A 23,083-nucleotide genomic window follows, 5' to 3' on the forward strand; every position below is an offset into this window, starting at 1 on the left:
GGTTGATAGGCCGGATATGGAAGCACGGTAACGTGTGGAGTTGACCGGTACTAATAGGCCGAGGGCTTGTCCTCAGTTGCTCGCGTCCACTGTGTTGGTTCTGAAACCACGAACAACCCCATGCGTCCGTGCGTGGTGCGGTTGAGTGTTTCATAGTGTTTCGGTGGTCATAGCGTAGGGGAAACGCCCGGTTACATTCCGAACCCGGAAGCTAAGCCTTACAGCGCCGATGGTACTGCAGGGGGGACCCTGTGGGAGAGTAGGACGCCGCCGAACAAATAGTGGGAAAACCCCGCACCATTCCGGTGCGGGGTTTTCTGCGTCTAGGGTCGAGGCATGCGCTATGACCTCGTCATCTTCGACAACGACGGTGTCCTCGTCGACAGTGAGCCGATCTCGAACCGGCTGCTGGCCGGATACCTCACCGAGCTCGGCCACCCCACCACGTACGAGGACTCCATCCGCGACTACATGGGCTCCGCCATGCATCGGGTGCACGACCTCGTCGAGGAGCGGACGGGACAGCGGCTGCCGGACGACTTCGACGACGTGTTCCACGGCCGGGTCTTCGCCGCGTTCGAGCGGGAGTTGCAGCCCGTACCCGGTGTCGTCGAGGTCCTGGAGAAGCTGGCCGCGGACGCGGTGCCGTACTGCGTGGCGTCCTCCGGGAGCCACGAGCGGATCCGCGTCGGACACCGGACGACAGGGCTCGACCGGTGGTTCACGGACGAGCGTGTCTTCAGCTCGCAGGACGTCGGCCGGGGCAAGCCGGCACCGGATCTGTTCCTCCACGCGGCGGAGCGGATGGGGGTGGCGCCCGAGCGCTGTGTGGTCGTCGAGGACAGTCCCTTGGGCGTCCGGGCGGCGCTGGCGGCGGGGATGGACGTGTACGGGTTCACCGCGATGACCCCGGCCGAGAGGCTCACGGGTGCGAAGCACCTCTTCGCCGACCTCCGGGAACTGCCCGACCTGCTGATGTGACCCACTCCGGGGCCTCGCGTGAGCTGCCGTGTGAGCTGCCGGGTGTTCCCGCAGGGTGACCGGGGGACACCGTGCGTGTTGACAATTGTCATGCCGAGGTGCGGACGTTCGTTTCTACTGTGGGCCGGGTGCTGACGGCGACGCTGGGTGGCATGACGGTGAACGCGGTGACTCCTAGCAGCAAGCGACGGACCTTCCTGCCGATCGTCCTGGACGTGGCGGTACCGGTGGGGACCTACTACCTCCTGAAGAACGGCTTCGGGATGGGCACCGTCGGTGCTCTCGCCTGGAGCAGTGTCCTGCCGGCCGTCCGGACGGTGTGGAGCGCGGTGGTGGACCGGACACTCAACGCCTTCGCCGCCCTCATCCTCTTCGTGAACGTGGCCTCCCTGGCGGCCGGCTTCGTCACCGGTGACGCCCGGCTGATGCTGGCCAAGGACGGGGCCATCGGGAGTGTGATCGGCATCGGGGTGCTGGCGTCCGTGATGGCCGGCCGGCCGATGATGACGGCGGCCATGAAGCCGTGGCTGACCCGCGGGCGGGCGGACCGGGAGGCCGCCTGGACGCGCCTGTCGGACGGGTCGGAGGCGTTCCGGCGGGCCGAGCGGCGGTTCTCCGTGGTGTGGGGCGTGGCTCTGCTCGGGGAGTGCGTGGTGCGGGTCGTGCTGGCGTACACGGTGCCCGTGGACACCATGGTGTGGCTCGGAGTCGTGCTGATGATCGTGACGATGAGCGGCACGTTCCTGGTCAGCGGGGCGCTCGGCGCGGGCCCCATGGCGGCGATGATCGCCGCGGAGGTGAAGGGCTGCGGACCGTCGGCCCGGTCCGAGGGCGTCCCGTCCGAGGGCGTCCGGTCCGAGGACGGCCGGTTCGAGGGCGCCCGTGCCGCCGACGGCCCGACCCGGTCCGGTACCGCCCTCACCGCCGACGTGGCGTTCGGCGATGGACACGGGACCGTGGAAGCGTCCGCCCGGCCCTCGGCCTCAGCCGGACTCCTGCGGAGCTGACCACTCAACCGGACTCCTGCGGAGCTGACCTTTCCGCCTCAGCGGAACTCCCGCCAAGCCGATCCCTCGGCCTCAGGCGAACTCCCGCGGAGCTGAAGGGAATTCACCTTTGGCCGGATCTACCCACCGGTACCCCGGGGCCCTACGCTCGCCGCCATGACCGATGTGCTGCGGCGCGGCAGGGCCTCGCTGGCGTTCAGCTTTCTCGTGCAGGGGGTCGCGTTCGCCCTCCTCGTGACGCGCATCCCGGCGATCCAGGACCGGTACGGGGTCTCCGACGCGCTGCTGCCGGTCTTCCTCGCCGCGGTGCCGATCCTGGCCGGGATCGGGAGCGTGGCGACCGAGCGGCTGGTGCGGAGGGTGCGTCCGAGCGGTGTGCTGCGGTGGTCGCAGCCCGTGGTGCTGCTCGCGCTGCTGGGTGTGGGCGCGGGGCGGGACATGGCCTTCCTGGCGGTCTCGCTGGCCGTCTTCGGCCTGGCGGTGGGCGCGCTGGACGCCTCGATGAACATGCTCGGTGTGAGTCTCCAGCGGGCGTACGGGCGCAGCATCATGCTGAGTTTCCACGCGGCCTACAGCCTCGGCGGGATCGTCGGGGCGTCGCTCGCGTGGGTGGGGGCGCACGGGCAGCTGGCGCTGTGGGTGTCGTACCTGCCGGTGGTGCTGGTGCTGATGCCGGCGGCGTTGGTGGGAAGCCGTTGGTTCGTCGACGGGGACTCCGGGGCAGGTGGAGCGGCCAAGGTCGGCGGGGCGGCCCGGGCGGCGGTCCCCGAAGGCATCGGGGGCGGACGGGCGGCGGACGCGGAACCGGAGGACCACGGCCGCGCCACCCGTGCCGACCGCGCCACCCGTGCCGGCGGCGACCCCAGTGCCGGCGGCGACCCCAGTGCCGGCCGCGACCCCAGCACCTGCGGCGACGAGGCCGCGCGTCCCGGCGGGGCCGTCGCGTTCCGGATGCTGCTCCCGTTGTGCCTGGTGATGACGGTGGCGTACATCGGGGACTCGACGGTCTCCAACTGGAGCGCGAAGTACCTCCAGGACGTGCTGGGCAGTTCGGAGCAGACGGCGACCGTGCCCTACAACGTCTACATGGTCACCACGCTGCTGGGGCGGACGCTCGGCGACTTCGGGGTGCGGCGGTTCGGTGCCGTGGCGGTGGTGCGGGCCGGGGCGCTGGTGGCGGCGGGCGGGTTCGCCGTGGTGGCGGGGGCGCCGGGGGCCTGGGCGGGGATGCTGGGCTTCACGCTGCTGGGGCTCGGCCTGTGCGTGCTGGTGCCGCAGACGTTCGCGGCGGCGGGCCGGCTGTTCCCGGGCGCTTCGGACGCGGCCGTCGCGCGGCTGAACGTCTTCAACTACGTCGGTTTCCTGATCGGGTCGCCGTTGGTCGGAGCGCTGGGGGACGCGTGGAGCTACCGGGGGGCGATGCTGGTCCCGATGGTCCTGATGCTGGTGACGCTCGTGTACGCCAGGTCGTTCGCGCCACGGCCGGACCGATACGGTGGCGGGCATGAGCGGCCGCACACAGCTGATGTGGGACGAAGCAGTAACGGGCTATGACTTCGGCCGGGAGCATCCGATGGACCCGGTGCGGCTGGCGCTGACCCGGAGTCTGGTGGGCGCCCTCGGACTCGACCGGGAGGTGGACGTCGTCGCCGCCAAGGCGGCCGGTGAGTCGACGCTGCGCCTGGTCCACCGGGAGGACTACATCGCGGCGGTGAAGGCCGCGTCGGCCGACCCGCACGCGGCGGACCTGGCCTACGGGCTGGGCACGGTCGACGATCCCGCGTTCGCCGGGATGCACGAGGTGTCCGCGCTGATCGCGGGACAGTCGGTGGGGGCGGCGGAGGCGGTGTGGCGCGGGGAGGCGCTGCACGCGGTCAACTTCGCGGGCGGGCTGCACCACGCGATGCCGGGCGGTGCCTCCGGCTTCTGCGTCTACAACGACGCCTCGCTGGCCATCGCGCGGCTGCTGGAACTGGGCGCGGAACGGGTGGCGTACGTCGACGTGGACGTGCACCACGGGGACGGGGTGCAGGCGGCGTTCTGGGAGGACCCGCGGGTGCTGACGATCTCCCTGCACGAGCACCCCCGCACCCTGTTCCCGCAGACCGGCTGGCCGGAGGAGACGGGCGCGGAGGGTGCGGAGGGCAGCGCGGTCAACGTCGCGCTGCCGGCCGGGACCGGGGACGCCGGGTGGCTGCGGGCGTTCCACGCGGTGGTGCCCGAGCTGCTCGCGGAGTTCCGGCCGCAGGTGCTGGTGACGCAGCACGGGGCCGACACCCACTTCGAGGACCCGCTGGCGCATTTGGCGGTGTCGCTGGACGCGCAGCGGGCGGTGCAGGTGGCCTGCCACGACCTGGCGCACGAGCACGCCGACGGGCGGTGGGTCGCGCTGGGCGGGGGCGGCTACGCGGTGGTCGAGGTCGTGCCCCGGTCGTGGACGCACCTGGTGGGGATCGCGGCCGAGCGGCCGGTGGACCCGGCGACCGTGATCCCCGAGGGCTGGCGCCAGGAGGTGTACGCGCGGACCCGGCAGCTGGGGCCGCAGCGCATGACGGACGGGCGGTGGCCGGTCGAGTGGGCCTCTTGGGAGGCGGGTTACGACCCGGCGGACCGCCTGGACCAGGCGATCCGGTCCGCCCGCCGCGCGGTGTTCCCCCTGCGGGGCCTGCTTCCGTAGTCCTTCCGCCGGTCCTGGTCATGATCCTGGTCATCGTCCTGGGCACGGTCCTGGTCCGGCCATACGCGGGCCATGGTGCCGGTCCTGGCCCCCGCGTCGGCCGCCCGCGCCGGCTGTCATGCCCCGAGGCCGTTACGCCGTGAGTGGTCGGGCCCTGAGCGGTCGGGCCCTCAGCGGTCGGGCCCTGACGGGTTACGCCAACTGTGCGGTGTTTCCCGGTTCCCCGGATGTCCGGGGCCGCCGTCGCGCACCATCACGGGGTGCTGACTCCCGCGGACCTTCGCGCGCATCTGCTGGCTGCCCGGCTCGCCGGTGCGGTGGCCACGACGCGTGAGGAGAGCCTGCGGAGTTACCGGCTGTTCGCGGCCCGGGATCCGCGCGCGCTGATCGGGATCGAGCCCGAAGGCGTGTGGGGATCCCGCGAGTTGATCGGGCTGATGGCGGACAGGTGCGGGGTCTCGGCCGACCCGCGGTGCATCTCCGGCCATGATGTGATCGATCCCGACCGGACGCTGGCCGCGCTGGACGCCTGGGCGGAGCGGCTGGCGGCGGTGGCCCGGCGCCGTTCACCGGTGCTGTTCGGCACCGGACACCCGGACCGGCTGCTGGGCTTCTACGCCGGGCTCGCAGACGCACTGTCGGCGGCGGGATGTACCGTCCTCACCCCGGCGCAGGGTCGCTGTGTCGACATAACGACCCGGTTCGGTCTACGCACCCACAACCTCCACTACCTCCGGGGAGTCGGGCTGGTCCGGGCGGCCGACCCGGAACGCTCCGGTTGTGAGCCCGGCGCGCACACCCACTCCCCTCTGCCGGTTCGGACCGCGCTGGAGGCTGCCGCGGAGGCCGGCGAGCCCCTTCCGGACGTGGTCATCGGTGATCACGGCTGGGCCTGCGGGGCAGGTCAGCTGGGGTTCGAGGTGCTCGCACTGGCCGATGTCAACGACCCGGCGCCGTTCGTGGGGGAGGCAGAGGGGCGCGTGTCGGTCGTCGTTCCACTTGATGACGGTGCGCGGCGTCATCACTACCTGCCACTGGCCCGCTACGTACTCGATCGGGCGTGTCTGTCACAGTAGGCCGCGGATGCGTCCACCTCTTCCCCACTCGCATCACCCGCCCCTACATTGGGGAGTGAGCACGCAGCGACGAAGAGTCACCGGAAGGGGAAGCCGGTGGCCGTCGAGTGCGGAAGGTTCAGGTGTGTCATGGCTGCAGCTGGCGAAAGGCCTCTGAACGAGGTTCAGTTCCTTACCGTGGCGGAAGTCGCCAAGGTGATGAGGGTGTCGAAGATGACCGTGTACCGGCTGGTGCACAGCGGTCATCTGCCCGCGATCCGGGTGGGGCGGTCGTTCCGCGTCCCCGAGCAAGCGGTTCACGAGTACCTCCGCGAGAGTTATGTGGGGGTGGACACCGCCTGACGGCAGGCCGGGGAGATCCGCACAGGGCACTCATGGGGATCTCCCCGCCCCTTCGATTACGACCTCAGCTCTCGGGCGGGTAGGCTAGCCCCTCGTAGGTCGTGTGGGCCCATGGCGCCCAAACACCGAGTGATGAGAAGTGAGCGAGGGTAGTCGTGGGCTCTGTTATCAAGAAGCGGCGCAAGCGGATGGCCAAGAAGAAGCACCGCAAGCTGCTCAAGCGCACGCGCGTTCAGCGTCGCAACAAGAAGTAAGCGGCAGCGCGAGAGCGTGATCAGTGGCCCCCCACCGCAGTCGATGCGGTGGGGGGCCACTGTCTTTCGTGCCGTGCGCCCTGTCGCGTCTCCGCGTCCCCTGCCCCCGTGGCCGTCGTGAAGGACCGTGGCCGTCCGAAGGCCCGTGGCCGTCCGAAGGTCCGTGGGGGTCACGCAGGCCGTGCAGGCCCGTGCTCAGGGCGGGCGCCGTGAGGGCGCTGGGCGGGCGCCGGGGGCGGATGGCCGGGTCCGTTCGCCCCTTGGGGGTAGTCGTCACTTCATGTATCGGGCGGGCGCCCCAGAGCGACGGTGACCCGCTAGGTTGACCGTCAGGACGAGGGCGGAGCGAGAAGGAAGGCGCGGATCTTGGGAAAGGTCGTGCTCGTGACCGGAGTGGCCCGGCCGTTGGGGGGCCGTTTCGTCCGGCGGATCCAGCGTGACCCGGAGGTGGAGCGGGTCGTCGCCGTGGACGCGGTCCCGCCCGAGCACCACCTCGGCGGTGCCGACTTCGTGCAGGCGGACATCCGGCAGCCGACGATCGCGCGGGTGCTCGCCGAGACGGGCGCCGACACGGTCGTCCACCTCGACGTGACGGGCACCCCGCTCGCCGGCGGCGGTCGGACGTCGCTGAAGGAGACCAACGTCATCGGCACCATGCAGCTGCTCGGTGCCTGCCAGAAGTCCCCGAACATCACGCGCCTGGTGGTGAAGTCGAGCACCAACGTCTACGGCTCCGCGCCCCGGGACCCGGCGGTGTTCACCGAGACGACCACCCCCAAGTCCCTGCCCAGCGGCGGCTTCGCCAAGGACACCGTGGAGGTCGAGGGGTACGTGCGGGGCTTCGCGCGCCGTCGGCCGGACGTCGCCGTGTGCGTGCTGCGGTTCGCCAACATCCTGGGCCCCACCGCGGACAGCCCGCTCGCCTCGTACTTCTCGCTGCCGGTGCTGCCGACCGTGTTCGGCTACGACCCGCGGCTGCAGTTCGTGCACGAGGACGACGTGATCGAGGTGCTGCGGATCGGCTCGCACGAGGCGCGGCGGGGCACGCTGAACAGCGGCACGTTCAACATCGCCGGGGACGGGGTGCTGCTGCTCTCCCAGTGTTCGCGGCGGCTCGGCCGGCCGACCGTGCCGCTGCTGCTGCCGGCCGTCACGTGGGCGGGTTCGCTGGTGCGTACGCTGGGGATGTCGGACTTCTCGCCGGAGCAGATCCGGCTGCTGACCCACGGCCGGGTGGTGGCGACGGACCAGATGCGTGACACGTTGGGCTTCTCGCCGAAGTACACGACCGCAGAAACGTTCGCGGACTTCGTGCGCAGCCGCGGCCCGGGGCTGCTTCCGCCGGAAGCGCTCGCGGAGGCCGTCGACCGGATCGCCGCGCTGCCGCTGCCGGGCAGCGGTCACCCCCCGAAGCAGAGCGCCAACTGAGGAGCGCAGCAACGATGGCGGACGCCAAGGTCATTCCGTTCGACGACGACCGCTCCCGCGGGACCAACGGGCAGCGTGCGTCGCGCCGCCGGGGCGCGGGGAACCGGCGCTCCGGCCCGCCGTCCCCGGCGGTGGGGGAGGTCCAGCCGCTGCCCGGCCGCGCCTCCGCGCCGGACGACGACGCCGGACTCTCCGGGGAGCCGCCCGCGCGGGACGGGGCGGGCGGGGAGAGCGGGGCGGACGGAGGTGGTTCCGACGGCCTGGAGCAGCGTCTGGCGAGCGGTCTGGCCTTCCTGCGGCGGCGGCTCACGGGCGACTACGAGGTCGACGACTTCGGTTACGACGAGGAGCTGACCGATCAGGTCCTGATGTCGCTGCTGCGGCCGGTCTACGAGAACTACTTCCGGGTCGAGGTGAAGGGCGTCGAGAACATCCCGTCGGAGGGCGGGGCGCTGATCGTCGCCAACCACTCCGGGACGCTTCCGATGGACGGCCTGATGATGCAGGTCGCCGTGCACGACAACCATCCGGCCGGCCGTCATCTGCGGCTGCTGGCGGCGGACCTGGTGTTCATGCTGCCGGTGGTCAACGAGCTGGCCCGCAAGCTGGGGCACACCCTGGCGTGCGCGGAGGACGCGGCCCGACTGCTGGAGCAGGGCGAGGTGGTCGGGGTGATGCCGGAGGGGTTCAAGGGCCTCGGGAAGCCCTTCGCGGACCGTTACAAGCTGCAGCGGTTCGGCCGGGGCGGTTTCGTCTCCACGGCGCTGCGGGCGGGGGCGCCGATCATCCCGTGCTCCATCGTGGGCGCCGAGGAGATCTACCCGATGATCGGCAACGCCCGGACGGTCGCGCGGCTGCTGGGTTTCCCGTACTTCCCGCTGACACCGACGTTCCCGTGGCTGGGGCCGCTCGGGCTGGTGCCGCTGCCGACGAAGTGGACGATCCAGTTCGGGGAGCCGATCCCGACGGACGGCTATCCGCCGGAGGCGGCGGAGGACCCGATGCTGATGTTCAACCTGACCGATCAGGTGCGGGAGCAGATCCAGCACACGCTGTACAAGCTGCTGGTGCAGCGCCGGTCGGTGTTCTTCTAGAAGGCGTCACTGTCTTCCGGGGCTTGTCCGGTGGGAGGCCGCCGGGTCCGGTGCTCGGGACCGGGTCCGGTGCTTGGGTCCGGCGGGGCCTTCGTCGGCCGTCCGCGCGTGCGGCCGGGCGCGGCCGGGGTGTCCCTCCGTGGAGGGTCCCCGGTCGCGCCCGGTGCGTGTCCGGTGCGTGTCCGGCGGGACGGACCGTCAGTCCGCGTCCTCGGCGTCGATGCCCAGGCCCGGGAGCAGGCCGGGCAGGAGCGGCGGGAGGGTGACGTCGGGCCTGCTGGGCGGGGTGATGTCGCCGGTCGACGGCAGGGAGGGGCTGGTGTCGCTGCCCTTCGGGGGGTCGAGCAGACCGCCGGTGTTGCCGCCGAGCAGGCCGTCGTCCTGGGAGCCGGAGTCCGCGGAGCGGCTGGGGCCCTGGCTCTGGGCGCCGTCCTGGTCGGAGGGGTCGCCGTGGTCCGCGCCGGGGGACTGCGGACGGCCGGTCTCGGACGGTCCTCCCGGAGTCGAACCGCCGCTGCCCTTCCGCCCGCTGTCGCCGCCCTCGCGGGCCGGGGGCTGGGGGAGGAGGGACTGGAGCGGGGCGACGTCCTCGTCTATGGCGTCGAACACCGACGAGACCTGCTCGCTGACGTCGCCCAGCTGCACGGGCAGCTGTTCGCGCAGGTTCCCCCAGACGTCGCGGTGCGACTGGGAGAACGACGACAGCGCCTGCATGGGGCCGAGGGAGTCCGGGTGGCGCTGGTAGGCCTCGCGCAGCAGCCGGTGGCCCTCGGAGGCGTCGTGGCGCATGCCGGAGAGTGCGCGGCGGATCTCGCCCAGGGATTCGTGGTCGAGGGGGCCGCTGCGTCCGCGTTCCATCAGCCGGCGGGCCTCGGAGAGCCGGGTGGAGGCGTGGTCGAGGTAGACCCGGCCGCGCTCGTCGTTGCCGTCGGCGAGGGTGAGTTTGACGTCCTCGATGCCCCGCTTCAGGCCGTAGAGGGAGTCGCCGGGCAGGGCGTCGGAGCTGGCGGCGGCCACTCCGCCGAGGGCGCCCGCGGCCACGCCCACGCTGAGTCCGCCCGCGGTGAGGCCCTTGGCCAGCCGGGAGCGGGGCCGGAGTTTGCTCAGGGGGGTCGCCCGGTGGGCGCCCCTGGCCCTGCGCGAGAGTTGTTCGGGCACGGCCGTGTCTCTCGCCTCGCCCGCGGCGGTGCCTTCCTGGAGCATGGCCTCGAACGCGGCCACCAGCTGGGCCCGTTGGACGACCTTGACCTCGGGGTCGAGCTCCGGCCGGGGCAGCGCGCCGAGCCCGGAGGCCAGCGCGAGCAGGTGGGTCTGCTCGTGCTCCGCCGTGGCCGGGGCGGGTCCTTCGGACTGCTCGGCCGCCGGGCCCCGATCGGACTGCTCCTCCAGGGCCTGGGCGAAGGCGTTCGCCCGCCGGTGCGCCGATACGTTCGCGATCACTGGCGGCACCTCCTCTCGTCATGACGGTCGACTCCCCAGGGGGTCCTGAGGGTTCCACCCCCCGGACGCGTCCACACGATCGGGTGATCGGAGTCGGCCGAGGGATGACCACAGGGAGCCTGCATCCCGCACAACGAGCGGCGCGGCACTTCGGTTACGGACGGACAAGGATCGGATGAGGAAGTCAACGGACTTTCACTGACCGTGAGTTGAATGTCGCCGAGCGTGTGCCGCTCAGCGGGCGTCTTCCGGGAGGAGCCGGGCCAGGGTGCGCACGGCCCGGTACTGGAGGGTCTTGATCGCGCCTTCGTTCTTGCCCATCACCCGGGCGGTCTCGGCCACCGAGAGGCCCTGGAGGAAGCGGAGCGTGACGCACTCCTGCTGCTGGGGGTTGAGCCGGCGCACCGCTTCGAGCAGCGCGGCGTTGGAGAGGGACTCCAGGACGGAGTCCTCGGGGGACCGCTCGACCTCGTTGGCGTCGAGCATCTCGCCGGTGGTGACCTCCAGGCGGAAACGGCTCGACTTGAAGTGGTCGGCGACCAGGTTGCGGGCGATGGTCACCAGCCAGGCGCCGAAGTCGCGGCCCTGCCAGGTGAAGGTGCCGATGCGGCGCAGGGCGCGCAGAAAGGTCTCGCTGGTGAGGTCCTCGGCGGTCGCCTTGCCTCCCACCCGGTAGTAGATGTACCGGTACACGGTGTCGCTGTACTGGTCGTAGAGGCGTCCGAAGGCCTCGGCCTCGCCGGCCTGGGCCCGCTCGACGAGGTCCATCATCCGGGCGCTGTCACTGTCCGCGGCGGGCCTGCGGACGGTGGTGGAGCCCGAGGCGCGCCCCCGTCGGGCGACCGCCCGCCCGTCGCCGGCCCGCCGCCCCTCGACGACGGCGCTGCGCGCCGGTCCCCGCTCGATCCCGTCGGCGAGGGCGTAGCACGGTCCGACGGGTGCGGTGGCGAATGCGGGGACGGCGTACGCGGGGGGGACAAAGCCGCGCAGCGTGTCCCGGGCCGTTGCGACCGCTGCGCGCAGCGTAGCCAGGCCCGAGGCGTCAACCCCGACGTGTGGGTACACGGGACTCCCAGAGGCAGAGCTTCCATCACGTGCAGGTCGGAACCTTTCACCCGTCGTAGCGACGGGAAGGTGCCGGTTTGCGTCTGAGGAGAATAACGCTTCGTACAGGCACTGCTACACCCAGTTGCTCAAATCGTCGATTACGTCGCTTCGGTAACCGGTTGATGTGACTTCTCGTGCCGCAAAGTGACGGAAAATTGACCGATTGGCTTCGAGTTCACGGTCGGTGCGGTACGAGTTGTGGCCGTGTGCAGCCAACGCGACTGGACAGGCGGGTTGCGGGGTACGGCAGTTGGATTGGCCGGGACTCCGGGCGGGGCGCGGAACGTGTTCCGAGCCGGTCACGGGCGGGGCGGTGAACGGGCGTGTCAGCAGGTTGACCGCCCCGCGCGGCGGCGGTGCCGGGCGATGGCGGCGGCGGTGCAGGGCGATTCAGCGGCGGCGGCGGTGCAGGGCGATGGCCGCCGCGGTGCCGCCCGCCACGGCTCCCACACCGGCCGCGGCGGGGATGCCGACCTTGGCCGCCTTGCGGCCCGTGCGGTAGTCCCGCAGCCGCCAGTCCTTCTCCCGGGCGTGCTTGCGCAGCTTCGCGTCCGGGTTGATGGCGTAGGGGTGGCCCACCAGGGACAGCATCGGGATGTCGTTGTGCGAGTCGCTGTACGCGGCGCAGCGCGAGAGGTCCAGGCCCTCCGCGAGGGCGAGGGCGCGGACCGCCTCCGCCTTCGCGGGGCCGTGCAGCGGTTCGCCGACCAGTTTGCCGGTGTACACGCCGTCGACGGACTCGGCGACGGTGCCCAGGGCGCCGGTCAGTCCCAGCCGTCGGGCGATGACCTGGGCGATCTCCACGGGCGCGGCCGTGACCAGCCAGACCCGCTGGCCGGCGTCGAGGTGCGCCTGGGCCAGGGCCCGGGTGCCGGGCCAGATCCGCTCGGCCATGTACTCGTCGTAGATCTCCTCGCCGATGGACTGCAGTTCGCTGACGCGGTGGCCCTGCACGATGGAGAGCGCGGAGTCGCGGGCCTCCTGCATGTGTTCGGGGTCCTCCACCCCGGCGAGCCGGAACCACGCCTGCTGCCAGGCGAACCGCGCGAGTTCGCGGGTCTCGAAGAACTTCCGCTTGTACAGGCCGCGGCCGAAGTGGAAGAGGGCGGCGCCCTGCATGACCGTGTTGTCGAGGTCGAAGAACGCGGCGGCCCGCTCGTCGCCGTGCACCGGGAACGGGGGTTCGTGCTCGGCGAGGTCCTGGGTGGACTTGCGGGCTGCCTCCGCCGAGGCCTCGCCTGCCAACACGCTCCGCGCCGTGGCGGAGCGCCTACGGGGGGTGAGCCATCCAAGAGCGGCCATGGCGTGAGCATAGCCAGTCGGACGGGCCGTTCCGGAGTCACGACGGTGCGGACGCCGTGAACTCGACGGGTCCGTGTCGTGAACCGGCGCGCGACAATGGCCGGCATGAGCCCTCTCTTCCGCCGCACGGCGCCCAAGGACCGTCTCGTCACGCTCATCCGCAAGCCCGGCTGTCACCTGTGCGACGACGCGCAGGTGGTGGTGGAGAAGGTGTGCGGTGAACTCGGCGTCCGCTGGGAGCAGCGGGACATCACCGAGGACCGGGACCTGTACGAGCGGTACTGGGAGCAGATTCCCGTCGTTCTCGTCGACGGCGAGCAGCACACGTTCTGGCGGGTCGACGAGGACCGACTTCGTAAGGCGCTCAACGACTGACTGATCAGTCCAAAGTGTGGGGGAGATGCGCTTAGGATTGATGGTGACTGGGTCTCGGGGGCGGGATAGACAGAGGAAGGTGTGCTGTTTTGCCCCCGGAAGCAAAGGTGCGACGGCGCTCACGTGCCGGTTCCGTGCGAATGCGCCGTGGTTGCGTGACCCCGGTCACGTTGGCCGGGCAAATCGGACACCATCTTTGTGCACGCGTTCACAAAGGCATAGCCTGCATGCGACGGGGCGGTCCGGGGACGTATGACCGCCTGAAGCCCCGCTCGACCCGCAGGAGCACCGTGGCAACTGGCCGAACTCACCGACCGGCGACCCGTAGCCGAGGAATTCCCGAGGCCACCGTCGCCAGGCTTCCGCTGTACCTCCGCGCCCTGACCGCGCTGTCCGAGCGCTCCGTACCCACGGTCTCCTCGGAGGAACTGGCGGCCGCCGCGGGCGTGAACTCCGCGAAGCTGCGCAAGGACTTCTCCTACCTGGGCTCCTACGGCACCCGGGGCGTCGGGTACGACGTCGAGTATCTCGTGTACCAGATCTCGCGTGAACTCGGCCTCACCCAGGACTGGCCGGTCGTGATCGTCGGGATCGGTAACCTCGGCGCCGCGCTCGCCAACTACGGCGGGTTCGCCTCCCGCGGGTTCCGGGTCGCCGCCCTCATCGACGCCGACCCCGCCATGGCGGGGAAGCCCGTCGCCGGGATCCCGGTGCAGCACACCGACGAGCTGGAGAAGATCATCCAGGACGACGGTGTCTCGATCGGCGTGATCGCGACCCCCGCCGGTGCCGCCCAGCAGGTCTGCGACCGGCTCGTGGCCGCCGGTGTCACGTCCATCCTGAACTTCGCGCCGACCGTGCTGTCGGTGCCGGACGGCGTCGACGTGCGCAAGGTGGACCTCTCCATCGAGCTGCAGATCCTCGCCTTCCACGAGCAGCGCAAGGCCGGTGAGGAGGCCGCGGCCACCGCCGCCGTGCCGCGCACCGCCCGCAAGAACATCGCCGCCGAACAGGGGCCCGACGGGGACGTACCCGCCGTGATGCCGACATGAGTCTGCTGGTCGTCGGCCTGAGCCACCGCAGCGCGCCGGTCAGCGTGCTGGAACGGGCCTCCCTGAGCGCGGACGCGCAGGTCAAGCTGTTGCAGGACACGGTCGCCGCCGAACCGGCCACCGAGGCCTCGGTGCTCGCCACCTGCAACCGCATCGAGCTGTACGCCGACGTGGACAAGTTCCACGCCGGTGTCGCCGAGCTGTCCACGCTGCTGGCCCAGCACAGCGGGGTCGGCCTGGAGGAGCTCACTCCCCATCTCTACGTGCACTACGAGGACCGGGCCGTGCACCACCTGTTCTCGGTGGCGTGCGGACTGGACTCGATGGTCGTGGGCGAGGGGCAGATCCTCGGCCAGATCAAGGACTCGCTGGCCCGCGCGCAGGAGCTGCACACCGCCGGGCGGCTGCTGAACGACCTGTTCCAGCAGTCGCTGCGGGTCGGCAAGCGGGCCCACTCCGAGACCGGGATCGACCGTGCCGGGCAGTCCCTGGTGACCTTCGGCCTGGAGCAGCTGGCCCGCGGCGCGGACGTCGGCGCCTGGGCGCGGGGCAAGAAGGCCCTGGTCGTCGGCGCCGGTTCGATGTCGTCGCTGGCCGCGGCCACGCTCGCGCGGGCCGGGGTCGCCGAGATCGTCGTCGCCAACCGCACCTCCGACCGGGCCGAACGGCTCGCCCGGATCCTGACCGAGGGCGACGACACGGAGGCGCTGGCCCGCGCCGTGCCGATGGCCTCGGTGCCGTTCGAGCTGACACGTGCCGACATCGTCGTGTCCTGCACCGGCGCCACCGGGACCGTGCTGACCGCCGACATGATCGCGGCCGGCCTCGAGGGACGCACCGGTGAGCCGGCGGTCACCCGCCCGGTCGCCGAGGCGGAGCCCGCCGCAGGCGAAACGGTGCTGCCGTCCACTGCCGCGGGCGCCGACGACAACTGCCCGCTGGACCTGTCCGCCGTGCAGCCCGGCTTCTCCGTGATGGGGGAGGCCGCGGTGGCCGGCATGGACGCCGCCACGCTGGAGCAGCACGCGGCCTGGGCCGCCGGCAGCGCGGTCGAGCGCCGCGAGGTCGGCCGGCGCGCCGTCGAGGCGGACGCCGAGCTGATCGGTGCGCTGGCCGCGCTCGCGGCGAGCACCGGCCGGATCCCCGAACGGCGCCGTCCGGAGCCGGTGGAGGAGCCGCCGCGCCCGGAACCCGTGCAGTTCCTGCTGGACCTCGCGATGCCGCGGGACGTCGACGCGGCGGTGCACCGGCTGGCCGGAGTACGGCTGGTGGACATCGAATCGCTCGCCGACGCGTCCGCGGACGCTCCGATGGCTGCCGATGTGGACCAGGTCCGGCGTATCGTCTCCGACGAAGTCGCGGCCTTCGGGGCGGCGCAGCGGGCGGCGCACATCACGCCGACCGTGGTCGCCCTGCGCACCATGGCAGCGGATGTGGTGGCCGGTGAGATCGCGCGTCTCGAGGGGCGGTTGCCCGGCCTGGACGACAAGCACCGCGCGGAGATCACGCAGACCGTGCGGCGGGTGGTCGACAAGCTGTTGCACGCACCGACCGTGCGGGTCAAGCAGCTCGCGGCCGAACCCGGCGGCGCCGGGTACGCCGACGCGCTGCGCACCCTGTTCAACCTCGACCCCGAGACGGTGGCCTCCGTCTCCCGCGCCGAGGAAAGCACCGAAAAGGCAGAAACCGAGGGCCGGCATGACTGAGAAGGCACTGAGGCTCGGGACCAGGCGGAGCAAGCTCGCCATGGCCCAGTCCGGGCAGGTGGCGGAAGCCGTGAGCCAGGTGACCGGACGGCCCGTCGAGCTCGTCGGTGTCACCACGTACGGTGACACCTCGCGCGAGCACCTGGCACAGATCGGCGGCACCGGTGTGTTCGTCGCCGCCCTGCGTGAGGCTCTGATCCGCGGTGAGGTCGACTTCGCGGTGCACTCGCTGAAGGACCTGCCGACCACCCCGCACCCCCGGCTCACCCTGGCCGCCGTCCCGGTGCGCGAGGACCCGCGGGACGTGATCGTCGCGCGTAACGACCTGAAGCTGACGGACCTGCCGGACGGCGCCCGCATCGGCACCGGTTCGCCGCGTCGCATGGCGCAGCTCAACGCGCACGCCCGCGCCCGTGGCACGGCCGTCGAGACGGTGCCCATCCGCGGCAACGTCGACACCCGGCTGGGCTTCGTGCGCAGCGGCGAGCTGGACGCCGTGGTGCTGGCCGCCGCGGGCCTGAACCGGGTCGGCCGCATCGACGAGGCGACCGACTTCATCCCGGTCGACACCGTTCTGCCCGCCCCCGGCCAGGGGGCCCTGGCGGTCGAATGCGCCGCGGACGACGCGGAGCTGATCGCCGCGCTCGCCGAGCTCGACGACCCGTTCACGCGGGCCGCCGTCACGGCCGAGCGGTCACTGCTCGCCACCCTGGAGGCCGGGTGCAGTGCTCCCGTGGGCGCACTGGCCGACCTCCTGAGTGACGGGCAGATTGTCAAGGAAATGCGCCTGCGCGGCGTCGTCGGCACGACCGACGGCTCGCGGCTGGTGCAGCTGTCCACCACCGGTCCCGTGCCCGAGACGCACGAGGCGGCGATGGCGCTCGGTCGCGAACTCGCCACCGAGATGCTCGCGCAGGGCGCGGCCGGTCTGATGGGGGAGCGAGCACATTGAGCCCCACCACCCTTCCCGCCCCTCCGGAACAAGGGCACGTCACCTTCCTCGGTGCCGGACCCGGGGATCCGGGACTGCTGACTCTGCGCGCCGTGGAGGCGCTGGCGAACGCGGACGTCCTGGTCGCCGAGCACGAGGTGCTCGACGTGGTGCGCCGGCACGCCAGGGAGGGCGTCGCCGAGGTGCTCACGGACACGGACGCTTCGGGCTCTTCCACGGCAGCCGTTCCGGGCACGGGCACGCCCCAGCTGACAGTCGTTGACGGCGCGTCAACAACCGCCGGTGCGCCCGCGATGCGGGATGCCGCACATCTTGTCATGGAGGCCGCGCGGGGCGGCAGGCGGGTCGTGCGTGCGGTGACCGGTGACCCCGGTCTCGACGCGTACGCCGCCGAGGAGATGCTGGCCTGCGCCGCGGCCGGGGTGACCTTCGAGGTCGTCCCGGGCATCGCGACCGCGGTCGGTGTGCCCGCCTACGCCGGTGTGCCGCTGCGCGACCCCGAGGGCGCCGACGTGCGCTTCGTGGACGCCCGGACCGCCTCCGACCGGTGCTGGACGGAGGTCGGGGCCTCGGACGCCACCGTCGTCGTCTCCACCACGCTGGACTCCGTGGCCGCGACCGCGGGCGAACTGGTGTCCGCCGGTCGCAAGCCCGACACCCCCATGACGGTGACCGTCGCCGGGACGACGACCCGCCAGCGCACCTGGACGGCGACGCTCGGCACGATCGCGCAGACGCTGAAGCAGGCGAAGGTGCTGCCCTCGCCCGATGGCGGAAGGCCGGTGATATCCGTGGTCGGTGAGCGGTCCGCCCCCGCACAGCGGGCGGAACTGGCATGGTTCGAGTCCAAGCCGCTGTTCGGCTGGAAGGTCCTCGTACCGCGCACCAAGGAGCAGGCGGCGTCGCTCTCCGACCAGCTGCGCTCCTACGGCGCGGTGCCGCACGAGGTGCCGACCATCGCCGTCGAACCGCCGCGCACCCCGCAGCAGATGGAGCGCGCGGTCAAGGGCCTGGTCACGGGCCGCTACGAGTGGATCGCCTTCACCTCGGTCAACGCGGTCAAGGCGGTGCGCGAGAAGTTCGAGGAGTACGGGCTCGACGCCCGCGCCTTCGCCGGGATCAAGGTCGCCGCGGTCGGCGACCAGACCGCGCAGGCCCTGATCGACTTCGGGGTCCGTCCCGACCTGGTGCCCAGCGGCGAGCAGTCGGCGCGCGGGCTGGTCGAGGACTGGCCGCCGTACGACCCGGTCTTCGACCCGATCGACCGCGTGTTCCTGCCGCGGGCCGACATCGCCACGGAGACGCTGGTCGCCGGGCTGATCGAGCTGGGCTGGGAGGTCGACGACGTCACGGCCTACCGCACGGTGCGCGCTTCGCCGCCGCCGGCGGAGACCCGTGAGGCGATCAAGGGCGGTGGCTTCGACGCGGTGATGTTCACGTCGTCGTCCACGGTCCGCAACCTCGTCGGCATCGCGGGCAAGCCGCACAACGTCACGGTGATCGCCTGCATCGGCCCGGCGACCGCCAAGACCGCCGAGGAGCACGGCCTGCGCGTCGACGTGATGGCTCCCGAGCCGTCGGTCCACAAGCTGGCCGAGGTCCTCGCCGACTTCGGCGCCCGCCGCCGGCTCGCCGCCATCGAGGCGGGCGACCCGGTCACCCGCCCGAGCGAGCGGCGTCCGGGGGCGCGGAGGCGGCGGTCGACGACGTGAGGTCGTCCGCGTGAGGTGAGGAGGGGCGCCCTTTCGGGGGCGCCCTTCCTCGTCGTGCTCGGACTTCCGTTCAGCCTTGGGCCACTGCGGTGCGCAGTTCCCGTACCCCCGTGGTCCGCGGGTGCCGCTCGGCGAGTTCGTCGACGATGCTGCGGATCGCCGGCCGGTCGCGTACTTCGCCGGGGCTGGCCCGGTAGGCATCCAGCAGGGCGCGTGCCGTCTGTTCGGGCCGGTTCCAGGCCCACCAGGCGCGTGCCATGTCGGTGCCCATACGAGCCTTGCGTTCGGCGGTGGGGAACTGGGCGGCGCGCAGGTTCTTTCCCGCGTCCAGCGCGGCGCCCGCGTCGCCGAGCGCCCAGTGCACGCCGACCGCGTACAGGTCGACGGCGGCCGGACTGATCGGGAACAGCCGGCCCGCCGGGGCGGTGCCCGGTAGCCGGCGGGCGGCACGGCGGGCTTCCTCGGTCATCGCCAGTGCGTCGGCGCGCTGTCCGCCCCGGGCGGCGGTATAGGCGAGGGTGCACAGCATCTGCGCGTACGCGGCCGCTGCCGCCTCCGTACGCAGCCCGGTGGCCTCGACGGTGGTGGCCGCCGATGTCATCAACCGCTGGGCGTCGGCGTGGCGGTCCTGGTGGCGCAGCACGATCGCCAGTTCCCTCGCGGCGGCCGCAGCGGCGAGGGGCGAGCCCGATACCTCGGCCCAGGTGCGGGCGCGGTCGGCGGTGAGGCGGGCGCGGTCGTAGGAGCCGAGCTTGATGAGCACGGCGGAGGCGAGGCTGTAGACAGAGGAGAGCCGTACCTGATCGAGGCTCTTCCGGGACGTGGCTGCGCTGTGCCCGTCGGCGATGAGGGCGGGCAGTGCGGCGAGGAGCTGACGGTGCCTGCCCGTGTCGTACAGCGTCCGGGCGGATGTCAGGCGTGCGTCCAGGGGCCCGATGCCGCCGGGGGCCGGAGTATTGGCGAGCGCGTCGTCCAGGCCTGTCAGCAGGGCGACCGGTCCGGCGGCCGCCGTGGCGGTGAGCAGCGTACGGCGGCGCATGGGGTCCTCCTCGGCGTCACGCGGACTGGCTGTCACTTTAGTGGCGGCCGGTGCTGCGGGGGACGGTGGCGCGAGAGAAGTCACCAGCATGTGTCGGGGCACGCCGACCTCCAGCGCCGCGCGGTGTACCAGGGCCAAGTCGACGACCCGCGCACTGCGTTCGAGCCGTGAGAGGGTGGCCGGTGAGCAGCCGATGCGGCTGCCGAGCACGGCCAGGGTCCACGCCCGGTGCTCCCGGCCGAGCCGGATCAGCGCGCCGGGGCGGCGCTGGGCAGCTGACTCGCGTGCTCTTCTGCTGTTCCAGAGCGGGTCGACGAACACCGGACCCCTCCCACGCCGCACTACCGGGGGCGTCCCACGGTAGGGGCCTTGCACGGCGCCCGTCGATACCGCTTTCGCGCCGTGCAAATGCCGTGCAGGCAGCGAGAGTTGATTACACGCGACGTCGCCCGTGCGGTGCTCTGGGTGCATCGCCCCGATCCGCGGGGCGCCGTCCATCGGAGGCACCATGGCAACCAGCACCGCTGCACCCACCCCGGCCGCCAACCCGGCGACCGGCCCGATCCGCTCGGCGCGGGAGGTCGTTCCGGCTGCCCTGTGGAACAAGCAGGTCGGTCTCCTCATGCGGGACTACCCGTACGACTCGGTCATGGCGGCCCGGGTGCTGGGACAGGGCTACGCCTACCTGCTGACCGCGATGAACCACCGGGGCGACAAGCTGGGCCTTGCGCCGAGCTCCCTCGTCGACATCGGCGTCCACACGATCATCCTGGACACCGTGGCGTACGCCGAGCTGTGCGACCGCTTCAACGGCGGGCACTTCCTGCACCACGTCCCCGAGGTCGACTTCAAGAACGACGGCTCCGTGATGAAGACCGCGCACCGGGTCGCGGCCGACGGCTGGGAGGTCGACCTGCCGCTCTGGCAGGACGCCGCCAAGTGCAGCCCGTGCCACCCCGGCAGCGACTCCCACTGCGCCGCCCCGGTGTCCTGGACTCCGGCCGGCTGCCGGAGTCCAGGACACGTCCGGTTCAGATTCCCGCGAACCGGCCCTCCTGGAGGCTGCACCCGCCACCATGGGGCGAGTGACAGCTCCTGCCTCCCCAGACCTGTGGCACCACTACGGCCGCACGCGCCACGCCACCGACCGGACCGTGCCCGACACGTTCCGGTGGGCCTGGGGCCAGGACCGGGGGCCCGGGGCGGACATCCTCGGTGACCTGTCCGGACTGTGCGTCGGCGACCTCGGGGCGGGCGCCGCCCGGCACGCCGCCCACCTGGCCGTCCACCACCGGCCTGCCCGGGTTGTCGCCGTCGACGCCTCACCCGCTCAGCACGCCATGGCCACGAACCTGTACGGCCACCTCGCGCCGTGCCTGCAACTGGTGCGGTCGGACGTCGTGGAGCACTTGCGGGCGGCGTCCGGCAGGTATGACGTGCTCTACAGCGTGTTCGGCGCGGTCGACTTCACCGAGCCGCGTCAGCTGCTGCCGGCAGCGGCGTCCGCGCTGCGGCGGGGCGGACGGCTGGTGTTCTCCACACTCGCCCACTACGTCGACGGGACGCCCGCTCAGCCCGACGTGGAGCACGCCGACATTCCGGCCAGGACCCCGGAGGGGGAGCCGGCCACGATGCGCCGCTGGGTGCTTCAGGAGCACGTGTGGGTCAAACTCCTCGACGAAGCCGGCTTCACCCGGATCAGCGGCGTCCTCCTGCCCGCCGGGCAGGGACCGCGATCGGCCGACACACTGCTGCTCACCGCATGGCGTGGTCCGCTGCCGTAGTGGGCACCGGAACGGTCGCCCTGTCAGTGCCGAACCAGCCCCGGAAACTCGGGACCCAGCCCATCTGGGGGAAAGCAGCTTTGCAGCAGGCGCGGGGGGAGGGCTCGGCGGAGGAGGTAGCGGCCCCGTCCTCCGACTGACACGCACGCGTGGCCCGGACCCGTGTATCCGGGCGCGGGCCACGTGTGTTGGCTACGTCACTGCTTTGACGCGTACGGCAGGAAAGCGGTCCAGGTGGTGGGTGTGAGGGCAAGGCGGGGGCCGTCCGGGTTTTTGGAATCACGGACGAGGATGTGGTCGGGGGCGGCGGCCACCTCGATGCAGGAGGGAGTATCAGCGCCGCTGTAGCTGCTCTTCTTCCAGGCCACTTCGACGCAGGACGGGCCGTCATCCGTGCTGTAGCTGCTTTTTATCCACATGAGTGCTGTCCCGTTCTCAAACGCAGGCTTGAAGCTCATGGCTCTCCCAGCATTTTTTCGATGAAGGCCAGGGACTCCTCGGGAGTGAGAGCCTGAGATCGGATGGTCCCGTAGCGGATCTCAAGGATCTGAATGAGTTTCGGATCGACGATCGCACGGCTGGTGAGCTGAACTTCGTTGGATCCCACAGTGGTTCCATCCTTGAGTCGAAGGACTCGGAAGGGGCCATCGACCCCGGCGTTCCCCTCACGCCCAAGAGGCATGACCTGGAGGTCAACGCTCCGCAACTTACCCAACTGCAACAGTCGTTCGAGCTGCTCGCGCATCACCATTCTGCCCCCGTAGGGGCGTCGCAACGTCGACTCGCACTGAACGAAGCTGAAGACGGGCAGCGAGGTGTCGCCGCTGATGATCTCTTGGCGAGCTGTACGCGCAGCCATCTGCTGCTCTAGCTCCTCCTCCGTGAAGGGTGGCCGCCGAGAGCTGAACACAGCCCGCGCGTATGCCTCGGTCTGCAGCAAGCCGTCGACGACGGAGTTGCTGTACGAGCAGATTTCGACGGCTTCCGCCTCCAGCCGCTTTACGTCCCGGACCTTCTTCGGGTACCGGACCTCCGCCACGTCCTTCTTCATCGCGGCGATCTTGCCGCCCGCGCCCAGGACTTCGTCCGCCGCGTCCAGGTACTCCGGTCGGGGGATCCGCCGCCCGCGCTCCACGCAGGAGACCATCTCCTCCCCGTACTTGATCGCCGCCCCGAACTCCGCCTGGGTGAGGCCGGCCGCCTCCCGCCATAGCTTCAACTGCCGGGTGACCGTGCGCATCACGGCCCCGGCCTCGTCGTCCAGCCCCGCTTCCCACTCACCCATGCTTGCCGCCTCCCGTCGCGCGCCCTTCCCCGGACCAACTCCGGCCACCCCGCCCGGTCACCCCGGGCAGGGCGGACAGAAACCGGACAGCCGGCGTACAACCAGCGGCCGTACGAGCTGCCGGAATTCACAGGGTGCGCACACGCGAGCACACTGAGTGGCGATATCCGGGACTCCGCATCGCGGACAGAGAAGGGACCTCCATGACGACACTCGCCCCCGCCGCCCCCTGGGCGCTGCGCCTGGTCAGCGACCGGCTGCCGGTCGGGCCGCCGCCGTACGCGACCGTGGCGCTCGACCCCGTCACGCAGACTGCCCGCTACACCGACGCCGCCGGGCGGCCGGTCGAGATGGGCAGGCACGGAACGTCGAGGACGACCGGTACCGCTTCCGTGTCCGGGGGCGGCGACGGGAACGGTCCGCAGCCGCAGACGCAGGACGACAGCACCACCGACTACGAATCGGACTGA

The 23,083-nt window shown here is 71.6% G+C and carries 22 protein-coding genes, 2 rRNA genes and 1 pseudogene; 19 read left to right on the forward strand and 6 right to left on the reverse strand.

Going from position 1 to position 23,083, the window contains the following annotated elements; all coding sequences use genetic code 11:
* The 11 genes from AB0F01_RS05540 to AB0F01_RS05590 form a co-directional block, all read left to right on the forward strand.
* Positions 1-74: ribosomal RNA gene (locus AB0F01_RS05540) — 23S ribosomal RNA — on the forward strand; the annotation flags it as partial.
* 85 nt (positions 75-159) lie between these two features.
* Positions 160-276 (forward strand): 5S ribosomal RNA (rrf, locus tag AB0F01_RS05545).
* A gap of 60 nt (positions 277-336) precedes the next feature.
* The gene (locus tag AB0F01_RS05550; protein ID WP_362090260.1) at positions 337-981 is read left to right on the forward strand and encodes an HAD family hydrolase; all 645 of its coding nucleotides are present in this window, start codon (positions 337-339) and stop codon (positions 979-981) included.
* A 152-nt stretch (positions 982-1,133) separates the two neighbouring features.
* Positions 1,134-1,988 (forward strand): VC0807 family protein, encoded by an 855-nt coding sequence (locus tag AB0F01_RS05555; RefSeq protein WP_362092408.1) that lies wholly within the window; start codon positions 1,134-1,136, stop codon positions 1,986-1,988.
* Between the two features lie 156 nt (positions 1,989-2,144).
* A complete protein-coding gene (locus AB0F01_RS05560; RefSeq protein WP_362090262.1) occupies positions 2,145-3,542 on the forward strand; it encodes an MFS transporter in 1,398 nt (465 codons plus the stop codon).
* Positions 3,493-4,665, forward strand: coding sequence for an acetoin utilization protein AcuC (locus AB0F01_RS05565; protein WP_362090264.1), 1,173 nt, complete (start codon positions 3,493-3,495; stop codon positions 4,663-4,665). Before AB0F01_RS05560 ends, AB0F01_RS05565 begins: the two co-directional genes overlap by 50 nt.
* Positions 4,666-4,925: 260 nt before the next feature.
* Positions 4,926-5,741 carry a phosphatase gene (locus tag AB0F01_RS05570; RefSeq protein ID WP_362090265.1) on the forward strand — a complete coding sequence of 272 codons (816 nt, stop codon included), beginning with the start codon at positions 4,926-4,928 and terminating at the stop codon, positions 5,739-5,741.
* Between the two features lie 129 nt (positions 5,742-5,870).
* Entirely contained in the window at positions 5,871-6,083 is a 213-nt protein-coding gene (locus tag AB0F01_RS05575) for a helix-turn-helix domain-containing protein (RefSeq protein WP_362090267.1), read from the forward strand.
* 155 nt (positions 6,084-6,238) lie between these two features.
* Positions 6,239-6,337, forward strand: a complete 99-nt coding sequence (locus tag AB0F01_RS05580) for an AURKAIP1/COX24 domain-containing protein (protein WP_003948845.1) — start codon at positions 6,239-6,241, stop codon at positions 6,335-6,337.
* 366 nt (positions 6,338-6,703) lie between these two features.
* Positions 6,704-7,765, forward strand: a complete 1,062-nt coding sequence (locus tag AB0F01_RS05585) for an NAD-dependent epimerase/dehydratase family protein (protein WP_362090269.1) — start codon at positions 6,704-6,706, stop codon at positions 7,763-7,765.
* 14 nt (positions 7,766-7,779) lie between these two features.
* Positions 7,780-8,859 (forward strand): lysophospholipid acyltransferase family protein, encoded by a 1,080-nt coding sequence (locus AB0F01_RS05590; protein WP_362090271.1) that lies wholly within the window; start codon positions 7,780-7,782, stop codon positions 8,857-8,859.
* A 198-nt stretch (positions 8,860-9,057) separates the two neighbouring features.
* On the opposite strand, the gene AB0F01_RS05595 is transcribed toward AB0F01_RS05590, so the two are convergent.
* The 3 genes from AB0F01_RS05595 to AB0F01_RS05605 all read right to left on the reverse strand — a co-directional run bounded on the left by AB0F01_RS05595 (position 9,058) and on the right by AB0F01_RS05605 (position 12,708).
* Entirely contained in the window at positions 9,058-10,299 is a 1,242-nt protein-coding gene (locus AB0F01_RS05595) for a DUF5667 domain-containing protein (RefSeq protein ID WP_362090273.1), read from the reverse strand.
* A 234-nt stretch (positions 10,300-10,533) separates the two neighbouring features.
* Positions 10,534-11,364 carry an ECF subfamily RNA polymerase sigma factor, BldN family gene (locus tag AB0F01_RS05600; protein ID WP_362090275.1) on the reverse strand — a complete coding sequence of 277 codons (831 nt, stop codon included), beginning with the start codon at positions 11,362-11,364 and terminating at the stop codon, positions 10,534-10,536.
* A 432-nt stretch (positions 11,365-11,796) separates the two neighbouring features.
* Positions 11,797-12,708, reverse strand: a complete 912-nt coding sequence (locus AB0F01_RS05605) for an HAD-IB family hydrolase (RefSeq protein ID WP_362090277.1) — start codon at positions 12,706-12,708, stop codon at positions 11,797-11,799.
* A 96-nt stretch (positions 12,709-12,804) separates the two neighbouring features.
* Here AB0F01_RS05605 and AB0F01_RS05610 point away from each other — a divergent pair, with 96 nt between their 5' ends.
* The 5 genes from AB0F01_RS05610 to AB0F01_RS05630 all read left to right on the forward strand — a co-directional run bounded on the left by AB0F01_RS05610 (position 12,805) and on the right by AB0F01_RS05630 (position 18,505).
* Positions 12,805-13,083 (forward strand): glutaredoxin family protein, encoded by a 279-nt coding sequence (locus AB0F01_RS05610; protein ID WP_362090279.1) that lies wholly within the window; start codon positions 12,805-12,807, stop codon positions 13,081-13,083.
* Positions 13,084-13,373: 290 nt separating this feature from the next.
* The gene (locus AB0F01_RS05615; protein WP_362090281.1) at positions 13,374-14,135 is read left to right on the forward strand and encodes a redox-sensing transcriptional repressor Rex; all 762 of its coding nucleotides are present in this window, start codon (positions 13,374-13,376) and stop codon (positions 14,133-14,135) included.
* Positions 14,132-15,841 (forward strand): glutamyl-tRNA reductase, encoded by a 1,710-nt coding sequence (locus AB0F01_RS05620; RefSeq protein ID WP_362090283.1) that lies wholly within the window; start codon positions 14,132-14,134, stop codon positions 15,839-15,841. The genes AB0F01_RS05615 and AB0F01_RS05620 overlap by 4 nt, the downstream gene beginning before the upstream one ends.
* Entirely contained in the window at positions 15,834-16,793 is a 960-nt protein-coding gene (gene hemC, locus AB0F01_RS05625; RefSeq protein WP_362090285.1) for a hydroxymethylbilane synthase, read from the forward strand. Before AB0F01_RS05620 ends, hemC begins: the two co-directional genes overlap by 8 nt.
* On the forward strand, positions 16,790-18,505 hold the full coding sequence (locus AB0F01_RS05630) for a bifunctional uroporphyrinogen-III C-methyltransferase/uroporphyrinogen-III synthase (RefSeq protein ID WP_362090287.1): 1,716 nt from the start codon (positions 16,790-16,792) through the stop codon (positions 18,503-18,505). Before hemC ends, AB0F01_RS05630 begins: the two co-directional genes overlap by 4 nt.
* Before the next feature lie 70 nt (positions 18,506-18,575).
* Here AB0F01_RS05630 and AB0F01_RS05635 read toward each other — a convergent pair whose 3' ends face one another.
* Positions 18,576-19,865, reverse strand: a complete 1,290-nt coding sequence (locus AB0F01_RS05635) for a helix-turn-helix transcriptional regulator (RefSeq protein ID WP_362090289.1) — start codon at positions 19,863-19,865, stop codon at positions 18,576-18,578.
* A gap of 187 nt (positions 19,866-20,052) precedes the next feature.
* Here AB0F01_RS05635 and AB0F01_RS05640 point away from each other — a divergent pair.
* Positions 20,053-20,517, forward strand: a pseudogene (locus AB0F01_RS05640) (hypothetical protein); the annotation flags it as partial.
* A 103-nt stretch (positions 20,518-20,620) separates the two neighbouring features.
* Positions 20,621-21,328, forward strand: a complete 708-nt coding sequence (locus AB0F01_RS05645; protein ID WP_362090291.1) for a class I SAM-dependent methyltransferase — start codon at positions 20,621-20,623, stop codon at positions 21,326-21,328.
* Positions 21,329-21,525: 197 nt separating this feature from the next.
* Here the strand turns inward: AB0F01_RS05645 and AB0F01_RS05650 are convergent, their stop codons facing one another.
* Together AB0F01_RS05650 and AB0F01_RS05655 are read right to left on the reverse strand one after the other, a co-directional pair.
* Positions 21,526-21,786, reverse strand: a complete 261-nt coding sequence (locus AB0F01_RS05650) for a DUF397 domain-containing protein (protein ID WP_362090293.1) — start codon at positions 21,784-21,786, stop codon at positions 21,526-21,528.
* The gene (locus tag AB0F01_RS05655; protein WP_362090295.1) at positions 21,783-22,613 is read right to left on the reverse strand and encodes a helix-turn-helix transcriptional regulator; all 831 of its coding nucleotides are present in this window, start codon (positions 22,611-22,613) and stop codon (positions 21,783-21,785) included. Before AB0F01_RS05655 ends, AB0F01_RS05650 begins: the two co-directional genes overlap by 4 nt.
* A gap of 203 nt (positions 22,614-22,816) precedes the next feature.
* Here AB0F01_RS05655 and AB0F01_RS05660 point away from each other — a divergent pair, with 203 nt between their 5' ends.
* Positions 22,817-23,083 (forward strand): putative ATP-grasp-modified RiPP, encoded by a 267-nt coding sequence (locus AB0F01_RS05660; protein WP_362090297.1) that lies wholly within the window; start codon positions 22,817-22,819, stop codon positions 23,081-23,083.

Source organism: Streptomyces sp. NPDC029526 (assembly GCF_040637405.1).
Lineage (GTDB): Bacteria > Actinomycetota > Actinomycetes > Streptomycetales > Streptomycetaceae > Streptomyces.